The organism is Staphylococcus sp. HMSC071G07, assembly GCF_001811435.1.
GTDB classification, from domain to species: Bacteria; Bacillota; Bacilli; order Staphylococcales; family Staphylococcaceae; genus Staphylococcus; species Staphylococcus pettenkoferi.
Genome location: NZ_KV804759.1, coordinates 45,362 through 57,723 on the forward strand (window position 1 = coordinate 45,362; position 12,362 = coordinate 57,723).

The 12,362-nt window shown below is 42.3% G+C and carries 12 protein-coding genes; 4 read left to right on the plus strand and 8 right to left on the minus strand.

Translation table 11 applies throughout. The features are described 5' to 3' along the window. Window positions 1-343: 343 nt before the first annotated feature. Window positions 344-1,408, minus strand: coding sequence for a quinone-dependent dihydroorotate dehydrogenase (locus HMPREF2802_RS03385; RefSeq protein WP_070502753.1), 1,065 nt, complete (start codon window positions 1,406-1,408; stop codon window positions 344-346). Window positions 1,409-1,752: 344 nt separating this feature from the next. Between HMPREF2802_RS03385 and HMPREF2802_RS03390 the strand changes: the two genes are divergently transcribed. Further along, window positions 1,753-2,610 carry a fructosamine kinase family protein gene (locus tag HMPREF2802_RS03390; RefSeq protein WP_070502754.1) on the plus strand — a complete coding sequence of 286 codons (858 nt, stop codon included), beginning with the start codon at window positions 1,753-1,755 and terminating at the stop codon, window positions 2,608-2,610. A 263-nt stretch (window positions 2,611-2,873) separates the two neighbouring features. Next, window positions 2,874-4,163, plus strand: coding sequence for a trypsin-like serine peptidase (locus HMPREF2802_RS03395; RefSeq protein ID WP_070502755.1), 1,290 nt, complete (start codon window positions 2,874-2,876; stop codon window positions 4,161-4,163). 392 nt (window positions 4,164-4,555) lie between these two features. Here HMPREF2802_RS03395 and HMPREF2802_RS03400 read toward each other — a convergent pair whose 3' ends face one another. From HMPREF2802_RS03400 to HMPREF2802_RS03420, 5 genes are all read right to left on the minus strand, one after another. Beyond that, window positions 4,556-4,843 carry a general stress protein gene (locus tag HMPREF2802_RS03400; protein WP_070502756.1) on the minus strand — a complete coding sequence of 96 codons (288 nt, stop codon included), beginning with the start codon at window positions 4,841-4,843 and terminating at the stop codon, window positions 4,556-4,558. A 181-nt stretch (window positions 4,844-5,024) separates the two neighbouring features. After that, window positions 5,025-5,654 (minus strand): nuclear transport factor 2 family protein, encoded by a 630-nt coding sequence (locus HMPREF2802_RS03405; protein WP_070502757.1) that lies wholly within the window; start codon window positions 5,652-5,654, stop codon window positions 5,025-5,027. Further along, window positions 5,655-6,494 carry an alpha/beta fold hydrolase gene (locus tag HMPREF2802_RS03410; protein WP_070502758.1) on the minus strand — a complete coding sequence of 280 codons (840 nt, stop codon included), beginning with the start codon at window positions 6,492-6,494 and terminating at the stop codon, window positions 5,655-5,657. A 21-nt stretch (window positions 6,495-6,515) separates the two neighbouring features. After that, a complete protein-coding gene (locus HMPREF2802_RS03415; protein WP_070502759.1) occupies window positions 6,516-7,529 on the minus strand; it encodes an amidohydrolase family protein in 1,014 nt (337 codons plus the stop codon). 202 nt (window positions 7,530-7,731) lie between these two features. After that, window positions 7,732-8,433, minus strand: coding sequence for an SDR family NAD(P)-dependent oxidoreductase (locus HMPREF2802_RS03420; protein WP_070502760.1), 702 nt, complete (start codon window positions 8,431-8,433; stop codon window positions 7,732-7,734). Window positions 8,434-8,767: 334 nt separating this feature from the next. On the opposite strand from HMPREF2802_RS03420, the gene HMPREF2802_RS03425 reads away from it, so the two are divergent. Together HMPREF2802_RS03425 and HMPREF2802_RS03430 are read left to right on the plus strand one after the other, a co-directional pair. Beyond that, the gene (locus tag HMPREF2802_RS03425) at window positions 8,768-9,583 is read left to right on the plus strand and encodes an NmrA/HSCARG family protein (RefSeq protein WP_070502814.1); all 816 of its coding nucleotides are present in this window, start codon (window positions 8,768-8,770) and stop codon (window positions 9,581-9,583) included. A 22-nt stretch (window positions 9,584-9,605) separates the two neighbouring features. Beyond that, window positions 9,606-10,148 carry a M23 family metallopeptidase gene (locus HMPREF2802_RS03430; protein WP_070502761.1) on the plus strand — a complete coding sequence of 181 codons (543 nt, stop codon included), beginning with the start codon at window positions 9,606-9,608 and terminating at the stop codon, window positions 10,146-10,148. A gap of 13 nt (window positions 10,149-10,161) precedes the next feature. Here the strand turns inward: HMPREF2802_RS03430 and HMPREF2802_RS03435 are convergent, their stop codons facing one another. Both HMPREF2802_RS03435 and HMPREF2802_RS03440 read right to left on the minus strand, forming a co-directional pair. Next, window positions 10,162-10,500 (minus strand): SdpI family protein, encoded by a 339-nt coding sequence (locus tag HMPREF2802_RS03435; RefSeq protein ID WP_070502762.1) that lies wholly within the window; start codon window positions 10,498-10,500, stop codon window positions 10,162-10,164. A 213-nt stretch (window positions 10,501-10,713) separates the two neighbouring features. Next, window positions 10,714-12,306, minus strand: coding sequence for a solute:sodium symporter family transporter (locus HMPREF2802_RS03440; protein ID WP_070502763.1), 1,593 nt, complete (start codon window positions 12,304-12,306; stop codon window positions 10,714-10,716). Window positions 12,307-12,362: the final 56 nt, after the last annotated feature.

Consider the following 12,362-nt stretch of genomic DNA (forward strand, 5'->3'; position numbering starts at 1 on the left):
TGCCTTCTCGAATTCAGTCAGCTACCGCGACCCTCAACTAATTTTTATCGCTTTTCAGCTCAAAAAATGGATTTTCGCTGCGCCCTTCATCCCTCAGGAGTATCGCCGTTGCCCTGCACTTGTATTGCGGATACTCTGAACTATATCTTTCAAACGTACAACAACATAATCATCACACACTATTTTTTTATTTTTAATTAGAACGTATCGAGATTGCAATACTGCGTATTGGGGGTTAGCGAGGATTTTCTAAAATACTACCACCATCAAAAAACGCCACACCATTTCTCCACAAACCAAAACGCTCACATCCAACTAAGTGAATGTGAGCGTGTGCATTACCTTACGCGTCTAAGCCAATGAGGTCAGAAACGTTATGGTATCCTTGTTGTTTCAGGTATTTAACGATGTCTTTATTGATTTTAGCAGTGAGACCTGGACCTTCGTAAACGAGCGAACTATATATCTGCACGAGTGACGCACCGTTGCGCATCATCTCAATCGCATCTTCTGCACTAAAGATACCGCCTGTCGCGATAATTGGGAATGTACCTTTCGTTTGTTGGTAAGCCCATCGTACGAGGTCGCGGTGGCGTTCGAAGAGTGGACGACCACTTAAGCCACCGCCTTCGCTACGATTCTCGGATTGTAAGCCGTCACGTTGTTGTGTCGTGTTCGCTAACACTACGCCATCGAACGTGTCGACGATAGGGTCGAGAATGTGTTTGAAACCTTCGAGTTCTAAATCTGAAGTCAGTTTCAAGAAGATCGGTTGTGACAACTCGTGATTCTCACGATAGTCTTTGATCGCCTTCGTTAGCATTGAGAACTCATCTTTGTCGTGGAAGTTCTGCAAGTTCGCTGTGTTAGGTGAGCTGATGTTAATTGTGAAGAACGTCGCGTCATTCTTAAACGTATCGAGTACTTTGATGTAGTCTTGGTAACGCTCTTCGTAGGCCGTCATTTTATTCACACCAACATTGATACCAATCGGCAGCTCATAGCTATGGCGACGAAGATTGCTGAGCGCTTTGTTCATACCGATATTGTTGAAGCCCATGCGGTTAATGAGGGCGCGGTCTTCAGGGAGACGGTACATACGCGGTTTCGGGTTACCAGGTTGTGGTTTAGGTGTAATACCACCGAGTTCAAGGGCGCCGAAGCCACTATACTGAAGCGCTTTAGGAACTTCACATGATTTGTCAAAGCCAGCCGCCAGACCTACCGGATTAGTAAAATGAATGCCAGCAACGTCTTGAGCGAGCATCTCATTTTTATAATGGAAGATACGGTCAATCATTGAGAGTAAATTGGGGTGTTTTTGAACGATTTTCAGTGCGCGCATCATTCGGCCGTGCGCTTGTTCAGGATCCATTTTAAAAAGAATAGGTTTAATTAACTTATACATATTCAACGCTCCATTTTAATGAAATTTTCGCGAACAGCTTGGTTAAAGTTTCAGAGAGCCATTTGGTGTCGTTGATGTACTGTTTCGCATTTTTACCATATGTATCTCTTTAAGATTAGCATGTTATGTGTCGCTTTCATAGGTATTATAAATGAAAGTTGTTGTTCTGACACAAATCATTTTATCAGCTAAGGAGGGTGGAAAAATCTAAACGAGTTGAAATCGCATTTTACCTATAACATATGTAGCTTGTATTGACTAAGCTCAGATCAATGATAAAGATTAAATCACCACGAAAAAAGGTATAAAGGAATGTATAAGATAACGATCGAGGAGGCGTCGATATGAAACAAGTATGGCAAGAACAACTTCCGGTGAATCATATTCAACGTATTCAGCCAGTGAGTGGTGGGGATGTCAATCAGGCTTATAAAGTGGAAACTGCTGATGATACGTACTTCCTACTCGTACAACCCAATCGCTCAGAAGATTTCTATGCAGCAGAAATTGCTGGATTAGAGAAGTTTGAAGAAGCGGGTATTACTGCACCGCAAGTCGTTGGAAGTGGTGAAATAGAGGGTGACGCTTATCTCTTGCTCACGTATCTCGAGGAAGGGGGTCGCGGTGATCAACGTGATCTAGCGAAATTAGTGGCTAAGATGCATAGCAATCAGCAGCCAGAGGGTCGCTTTGGTTTCGAAATGCCACATGAAGGCGGAGATCATTCTTTCGACAATGACTGGTGTGACACGTGGAGTGAGCTCTTTATCAATCAGCGTATGGACGTGTTATGTGAAGGATTGATCGAGCAAGGAAATTGGACTGAAGCGGATCGTGAAACGTATCAAGAAGTGCGTGACGTTATGGTTCAAGCGCTTGAGCAACATCGTAGTAAACCATCGCTATTACACGGTGATATGTGGGGCGGTAACCATATGTACTTGAAAGATGGTTCGCCAGCATTATTTGATCCGTCACCATTTTACGGTGATCGAGAGTTTGATCTCGGTGTGACTAAAGCTTTCGGTGCATTTAGCCCTGAGTTCTACGAAGCCTACGATAAACACTATCCATTAAGTGAAGGTGCAGACTTCCGCATCGAGTTCTACAAATTGTATATCTTAATGGTTCATTTATTGAAATTTGGTGGTATGTACGCACATAGTGTCGACCGTTCTATGCAGATCATTTTAAATGGTTAACATGACTAACAGCGTTCACTGACTTACAAGGGGACTGATACTTAACGGTGCCCAGTTGAGTTGGTGGACGTTTTTTTTAGTATCGGGAAAAGGGTGATGTAATAACAAGATATGTATAACGAATATATTGTATGCCCCACTATATAGACACTGTCTATTTTTTATATAAAAGTATTAATAAGTATATTTAAAAATATAACAAAACTTGTATATTTCTTCCTTTCAGTTTAAATTATAGATAGAGTTAGAAAAGGAGGAATTAGATGAATCTCAAAAAGTATGTCATTTCGTTAATTGTAACTCTAGCATGCGGCCTTGGAATAGGCGCAGGTCACGCTTCAGCTGAAGAAATTCAACAACAAGACAATCAACAAGATGTGGCGACACATCAAATAGCCACAGCACAAGTAGATCAAGGCAAGAAGTCACAGCAAGCCACTCCTGAAACGAAGTCATCTCAAGTTGGAGCGCATCAACAAGCTACAGAGGAAGATTCTGCACAAGATACCTCCTCTCAGGCAGATGCAGATAAAGCACAATCACAAGATGTAGCGACAAATGAAAAACAAAAATCTGCACAACAAGATCAAGCAACTGCAACACAATCTAAACAACCTCAAACTTCTCAAGATGCACCACAACAAGATCACAAAGCAACACACTCTAACCACACAGCTACGCAAGATCAAGCATCTCAAGTTAATAACAAACAACAACCGCAGCAGAAACAAGCACCACAAAATAATCAAACACAGCAACCTCAACAACAAGACAAAGCACAACAACCTTCACAACAACAAGCGCCTCAAGCACAACAAGATAAGCAAAAACAACAAAAAGCAGCAACTGCGGCAGCACAAGAACCTAAACAAGAACAACCTGCTGCGAACAACGAACAACCACGTAACGCGCAAATTCCTGAAGGTCATTTTCAAAATGAAATAATATTACCTAACAACAATAGACATCGCATCCCAGGAACGACACATGGTCACTATCAATCGTTATGTTTCGTTGATATGGGTGACGGCGGTATTGCCTCAGGTGTCGTTGTAGGTAAGAACACAATGTTAACGAACAAACACGTTGTAAAGAACGATAGTGTAACAGCGATGCCAGCAGCGAATGGTCAGAATAATTTCCCTAAAGGTCAGTTCAAATCGAACAATATTGTTCGCTATCCTGGAGACCAAGACTTAGCTGTCGTACATTTTGACAAGAATGATAAAGGACAAAGTATCGGTGATGTCGTACGCCCTGCAAATATGGCAGATGCGCAACAATCTAAAGTGGGCGAACGCATGACTATCACAGGTTATCCTGGTGACAAACCGTTAAGTACAATGTGGGAAAGTATTGGTAAGATTACGAAGAATGATGGTAGTCATTTAGAGTACGATGCCAGTACTGTTGGAGGCAACTCAGGTTCTGGTGTGTTCAACAAGAAACGTCAACTCATCGGTATTCACTATGGTGGTGCAGGCAAAGATGCGAATGGCTCTGTACCTTTAACTGGTGATATGTTGAACTTTGTTAAAAATAACATGCAATAAGTTTTCAATTTGAGTTGAAGCAAGGGGCTAGATTGAGGAGTCGGCAGATTACATAGTTTGACTTTCTTTCGAAGCCTAGTCCTTTTGTAAAAGCGGGGGAGCCTAAGTCCAATTATTGGGCGAGGTGTTCCTCGCTTTTTATTATATGTAAAAATAAGAAAGCCTCAACGCTACTCCTGGGATTGGGGAGAGTTCGCGCTGAGGTTTTGATTATGGGTAGGTTATAGAATATCGTTTAGGGTTAGGTTAGTATGAATGGATTAATCATCTAAAGATGTTGTCTTAGAAAAGTGTTCCTCATATTCGGGTAGGAGTTGGGACTTCTAAAGGGAGTGCGATTAGAAGTTGGGTTTGGGTCTCCTCCGAGCAGAGGAACAATCATATCATCCTATTTATTGGTTCGCGTTGTCGCCGCCTTTTTCACCAATATCTTGATAGAATTCTTTGTCGTGGTTCTCAGCAGTTTGCTCGCCGCCTTTTTGACCTGCTTCTTCGTTCGTCATCTTACCGCTAGCGTGCATACCGCCTTTCTGACCGGCTTCGGCTTTAGTCGCTTTACCATTCGCATGGTCGCCACCTTTTTCGCCGATGTCTTGGTAGAATTCTTTGCTGTGGTTCTCAGCAGTTTGTTCGCCACCTTTTTTGCCAGCTTCTTCATAACTCATATTGTTCTCAGCCATTTGACATACCTCCTTAAGATGATTAATGGGAATACTGTTACCTACATTCCTTGCATGCCCGTTGAATCTTATTCTAAACATATTAGACAAGATTCTTTTCAGACTTGGAGGTACAAAGATTTATTTTGGAATAAAATTTAACTCATGAACCTAATATATCTCTAGTTAAAATGCCTACAAACTACTCGCTATCACGCATGAGCCACGCGTCTAGTTCTACATAAAAGTCTTCTAACGTTTCCGGCTGATCGATACCGATCAACTGATGATTGACGTCGTAACCGAGATAATTGAGGCAATAAGACAAGCAAGCATAACCCTTACGATAGGGCGCGAGTGCACTACGATCAAAGGTTGATGATGTAGGAAGTACCGACACCAAACGATCTTGCTCATAAACGCAATCTAAATGTTGAATGCGCCACGTCTCCTCTTGCTTCACAACACGATAAATAATCTTTGCGTCTGACTGCAGCTCGTATGTCTCACTCTCAATATCGAGTCGAGATTGAATCGTTGCTTGCATCACAGCAATCGCACGTGCACCATTCTGCCACACTTGAATGTTGTAAATTTGATGTGGCGCATAACGTTGCATTGCTTGAGAATGGTCGACAAATTCGTCACCGGTTCCTTTAAACCATGAAATATTGATTTCAGAATCGGAAGTGAAGCAGGTGCGCATGCCATCCCATAAACTGTTATCACGACAGAAACGTTCATACGTGATAAACTCTTTAATATTTTCTCGAGCGACAATGTCTTCGATGCTTAGCGGTGGGTTAGGTTGAAGGAAACGTTGGGTCTCCATTTATTTCGGCCACACTTTAAGCAACACTTTCGCAAAGCCTTCAGGGTCTTGAACGTAGCCTAGATGACCACCAGGAATTTCAACGATGTCGAGACCCGTTTGTTCAGCGATATAGTTATTGACGTCTTGTGGGAACGAACCTTTCGACGCTTCCCCATTGAGTAGAGTGATACGGTCAAGATAAGGTTTGAAGTCACTGAGCTGAATATCAGATGTCGTATATTGGCGAATTTCATATTTGAACCAATTTAACATTTCTTGCACGCGTTGATTTTGTTGAGCGTCGTCGTTATTTTGAGTTGGTTTTGCCATAGCTTGACGATCGATTTCTGCGACATTCAACGCTTTGCCAAAGATTTCCATCGCTTTTGCCATGCTGTCATTTAATGCAGTATCCACGATTTCGTTATTTTTCTGTTGCCAATAATCTCGGTCAGGTAAAAATGTATTAATCGGTGGTTCGTGGAAAGCGATGTGTTTCACAACATCAGGGTGTTCTTTCAAGACATGCATCGCTACGATCGCACCTGAGCTAGAACCGAGCACGTAAACCGGTTCATCACTTTCTCGTTGCGCAATTTCAGCAATATCTTGCGCATCTCTTTTAACACGATATTGGCTATGTGGGTCAGCAGCTTCTTCTGGAAGAGGTGCTGTGAGTTCGCTCTGACCAAATCCACGGCGGTCAATCGCAATGACTGTGAAGTGGTCTGCGATTTGTTTTGCTAAAGGCATGAAGATGTCGCCTGTCCCATTCGCTCCTGGAATGAGGATGAGCACTGGCCCTTTACCGAGTTTGTGATAGCGTACGTTCGCGTCTGTTAATTGAATTGTTTCCATTTGTATCCCTCTTTTAGCTATTTATTTAAGGTTTAAAAGTCGTTCTGCATTGCCATAAGCAATCTTCTCTTTCGTCTCTTGATCGACGTCGAGTTCTTCTAAAAACGCACCTAATGTTTCAGGTTGAATGTAAGGATAGTCGGCTGAGTAAAGAATATGATCGTCGCCAAAGTAATGACGTACCATGTCGAATTGGGGCTGCGTCAACATACCACTTGGTGTGATATAGAAATGATCTTTAAAGTATTGGCTCACGGGTTTCTTCAAATCACGAGCGACGAGCGCTTGATCCATGCGATCTAAGAAGAATGGGACAAATTCACCCCAGTGTCCAATGATAAGTTTAAGATTAGGATGACGATCAAATAGACCACTTAACACGAGTCGAACCGCTTGAATACCAACATCCATATGCCAACCGAAACCAAATGATGCAAAGGTCGAAGCGACGACATCATCATAGGCATCGCTCGCATAATAGTCTTGATAGTTCTTCGCAGGTAGGACTGCTGGATGCACGTAAATTGGGACATCAAGATCTGCTCCTGTCGCAAAGACGATTTCAAAGTCGGACGTTTCTAGGAATTGATTGTTCGTGCGACCTGCGATGAGTGCCCCTTTAAAGTCGAGTTCCTTGATACAACGTTTGAGTTCTTCAGCTGCAGCTTCAGGTTCATTGATAGGCAACGTCGCAAATCCTAAGAAACGATCTGGATATCGTTGAATATAATCATAAAGTTTGTCGTTCGCTTTACGGCAGAGTTCAATAGATTTCTCACCAGATACGAGTGACGGTGGTGTATTCCCATAGGATAGGACCTGGTATTGCACATCTTGTGCGTCCATGAAGCGCAAGCGTTTGTCGTGATTGTCGTCACTTTCAAGCACATCATCGTTATCAAATCTTGTTTCCTCTGATAGTGCTTGTAACATCGCTTTAAGTGGTACGCCATTGTCGTCAAATTCCACATTGTTGAGCGTTTCTTGTTGGATGTCGTTTACAACATAGTGTTCTTCAAACGTAATTGATTTCATAAGTTATCCTCCCATTGATTAACTTCAGTTGCATCTCTCAAAGTCATCTTCAAGTGCTTTGTCTTTTACTGACAGCCGTGTGGTAGGTATGGGTAAAAGCGCTTGGTATAAATTCAGTGTAATGCATTTAAACTGTGTATCTTCTACTCCCAACGACACTTTTACTCAATGTCACAGAATCTTTAATAAAAGGGCAATTCACTTACCAAGGCATCGTGCCGTTCGCATCGATAAACGTACCTGTTGGACCGTCCGCATCAATAGTAGCGAGTTTCACGATAGAGATCACACCTTCAGAAGCCGGTTTCGAATTATTGCTGAAATCGCCAACTAAATCTGTATTCGTTGAACCTGGGTCAGCCGCATTGATTTGCATATTTGTCAGGCTCTTCGCATATTGGACCGTCAACATCGTTACGGCAGATTTCGATGAACAATAAGCGAGAGAATTCACTTGAGATTCCGCAGATTCTGGATTGTTGACCATACCAAAGGAGCCTAAACCGCTGCTGACGTTCACTACGACAGGTTGTGAAGAGGATTCGAGCAATGGCACGAAGTTATGCATCATGCGTACGATACCAAAGACGTTCGTGTTATACACAGGATAGAGATCATCAGCTGTTAGCGCCTCAGGTTTATCGAAGGTGCCTGAAATACCAGCGTTGTTGATTAAAATATCGATGTGTCCATACTGAGATTGAATATGTTTAGCGGCTTGTATGACAGAGTCGTCGGAAGTGACATCCAATTCTACGACATCTGCGCCAAGTTCTTGTGCTGCTTGGCGACCACGTTCTAAATTACGGGAACCGATGATGACTTGATAACCTTTGTCGATGAGCTGTCTCGCTGTTTCATAGCCGAGTCCTTTATTCCCGCCAGTAATCAATACTGTTTTCATTGTATTGCCTCCTTTGTAATATGAAGCTATTCTGTTTTCAGAAATATTGTTTTGTTTTACATATTTTACCCTGAATGTGATAAATAAATCTTACGATGAACTATGGCACTTTTACATTCATCTTTTATAATATAAATCTTGTTATACACATTTTCAAAATGATTCGCATGGAAAAGTGACAAAATTGGACGAAAGTCGGTGTTGTTCTGCCAAGCGAAAGTTTAATCAATTGACGTGACGCTGGCATAGATTTAAGATGAATTATCAATTTAAAACGTGGATATTCAACAAAAGTGAAATTTAGATTAAAGCGATGAAAGGACTGGAGAAAGCGATGAAGAAGATATTAGTGATAGGTGCAACAGGTAAGCAAGGCTATGCGGTGGTTCAAGCATTGCTTGAGAGAGAATATAGTGTGCGCGCTTTTACAAGAAATAAAGAGAACGAGCGTTTGAAAGCACTCGACTCTGAGCGTCTAGAAATCTTTGAAGGAGATTTAAATAGTGAAGACGATTTACGGGATGCGATGAGCGATGTGGACGGCGTGTACAGTGTGCAGCCGATCAATCGCGATGACGTGCAAGTCGAATTACAACAAGGACGCAATATTATGAAGAGTGCTAAGGCACAAGGTATTGAACATATCGTTTACAGTACGGCCGGCGGGGTGAACCGTGATCGTACGGGGCCTCACTTTGAAATCTTGGCGCAACTTGAGAATGAGCTTACAGATAGTGATTTACATTACACTTTAGTCAAACCGTCCTTCTTTATGGACAATTTCTTACGTATTGTGCAGAAAGACGAGAACCATTTATATATTCCTGAGTTTATTACGCCAGATATTCCATTTGCGATGATTTCAACACGTGATATTGCGCAAATTGCACTGCATGTATTCGAACATCCGCAACAATATGATGGTCAAAGTCTAGAAATTGCCTCTGATGAGTTAACACTTAATCAAATAGTGGATACGTTTGAAACGGTGACAGGGGTTCCGACGTCAATTCGTGGTACATTCACGAGTGGAACGGCTGAACGTTCTTGGTTAGAAGAGAAAGGATACAAAGTGGATTTCGATTTGATGACAGACATCAATCCAGATAGATTAACGCTCGACCGCTGGATTGCGCGTCAACAATGGTAATTTAAAGAGGTTGTGAAATATTATGAGGCATTTATTCAAGTGGATAGGATTTCTTCTACTAGGTGGCGCCGCTATTTTTCTCGTCGTCGAACTTGTACTTAAGTTAAAGCAGACGCAAGATTTACAGACTGCCTTTCATCTCAAATATGAACGTCAAAGTAGAGAGACAGAAACCTTTGGCGAGTATCGCAATGATCGATTGAAAGGGAAGCACTATGGCATCGATTACGCATTGCCGAAGAAGACACCTGTCAAAGCTGCGACAGATGGCGAAGTCACGCGCATTTTTACAGATAAGCTTGGCGGCAAAGTATTGCAGATAGCTGAAGCGGACGGCCAGCATCATCAGTGGTATATGCATCTTCACGACTACAATGTTGAAGTAGGCGATCACGTTAAGGCGGGAGATATTGTAGCTTATTCTGGTAACACAGGTAAAATGACTACGGGTCCTCATCTGCACTTTCAACGTATGAAAGGCGGCGTCGGTAATCGTTATGCTGAGGATCCCGCTGCTTTCGTTGACCAGTTGCCCGATGGTGAAGAAAGTTTGTATGATTTGTAGTTTAAAAAGAATATTAGTCCAATTGTTTGAGACGTGCTTCGGTCATGATAAAGATCAGAATCGTATAAATGGCAACTACGCCAAATTGTATGTATAACGACCATTCGTTGAAATGAAACATGAAGTCGACAATTAACCAGATGACGCCGATAATAGAGAACAACATCGTCAGTTGTTTACTGACTTGTACAAAGTAGTGTTGCGCATATTTCCAGTGAAGTGGGTTTTTCATAGAACGAGGCGTTCGATAGCCCATCCATTTATTGCGTTCATCAATAAGATGATGTTGCAACATGTAATGAAAAGCATAAGTAATGATAGCAAATGGAATTGTGACGATAAGTATAAGCATTCGAATTGAGCACCTCAATGTTAAAGTATAATGACTTAATAAAGACCCGCAGATGTATTGTATCATGCATCTGCGGGTCAATTTGTATTTATGGGTAAGGGTTAGGAGATGTGTAGCTGTCTGAATTCAAAAAAGGGTTACACCTTTTTTGAACTCTAGTCAGCCTCGCGGGGGCAGGACAACGAAATCAAATAGATTTCTGTCCTGCTCCCCCTACTTAGCTAATCCGATTGGTGAGAAGATGACGTAGCTTAACACTACGAGCAAGAGTACGATAGCACCTGCGATATAACGATACTTCCAAGGTGTCATATCGACTTTGGCATAATTAGATTTCAAGTCTAACTCATCAGACGGTTTCACTTTATTGAAGATCAACACAATAATGAGATCAACAAAGAACAGCACACTAAAGAAGTATAAATAATGAACGTGCGGTAAGAAATAAGTTAAAGCACCGTATAACACGATATGTGTGATTAAAGCTACTTTAGCCCCGAGTTTCGAAGTCCTTTTAGCAAAGAAACCAACCAGTATCAATACCAACAACGGCATACTGTAAATACCGTTAAACTGTTGTACAACTGCATACAAGCCACTTGGGAAGAGTGAGATCAACGGCGCGATAATTACTACGATAGCACCGATCAACACCGTAGCCACATGCCCGACGATGGCCACGTGCTTATCTGAAGCTTTGCGACCTACAAGTGGTTTGTAAAAGTCTAGCGTAAAGAGCGTTGATGTACTGTTGAGTGAGCCGACGAACGAACTCAAGATGGCACCAAAGATAATCGCACCGAAGAGACCGTAAGCCCAATCAGGTAGCACCGTGCTCAACAATTTCGGAAAGGCATTGTCAGATGTACTGATATGACTGCCAAACATGTTAAATGCGATGACACCCGGTATCACGGTGAAAATAGGGCCGAAAACTTTGAATAAACTTAAGTAAATCGCACCTTTCTGGGACTCTTTCAGGTTCTTCGCCGCAAGTGCTTTCTGAACAATCATTTGGTTCCCGCACCAGAAGAACAAGTTGTTAAAGAACATACCGAAGAAGAGGGTTGACCAAGGTACGACGCTAGAATCAACAGCGCCCCAACCGTTCAATTTCTCTGGTGTATGTTGCACGATGTGGTCGAAGCCGTGTAAGAAGTTGCCGTTTCCGAGATGACCTAGACCGAGGATGGTAATGGCAAGACCACCGATGATAAGCGCGATACCATATAAAGTGTCGCTGAATGCACTGAGTGACAAACCGCCGACGAAGAGATAAATAATGCCGATAATACCGATGACAGATGAAATAATGATAACTGCGGTATTATTGCTGACGTCAAGGTAGTCACTCACGTGGAACATTTTATTAAACACTAACGAACCGGAGTACAAGACAACCGGCAAGAATGATAGCACGTAGGTGATGATAAAGAGTATGGAAACGAGCTTTTTCGTAAAGCTATCGTAACGCATCTCCAGAAACTCAGAAATCGTCGTTACGCCGTAGCGTAAATATTTAGGCAGGAAGACCCAAGCGAGTAACACAACCGCAACGGCAGCTGTCACTTCCCACGCCATAACTTCCATACCAACTGAGTAACTCTGACCATTCTGACCGACAATCTGTTCCGTAGAAAGATTGGTCATAATAATGGTTGATGCGACAGTGAAACCAGTGAGACTTCTGCCGCCCATAAAGAAACCGTCAGTATTGTCCGTGTTCACGCGTTTCGAACGTACATAAGCGTAAACAGAGACACCACCGACGACGATGATAAAGAGTATAATCGATATCCAGTTCAAAGTGATTCTCTCCTTATTATTAGTGATTTGAAGATTTAAGTTAAATTGATGAATGT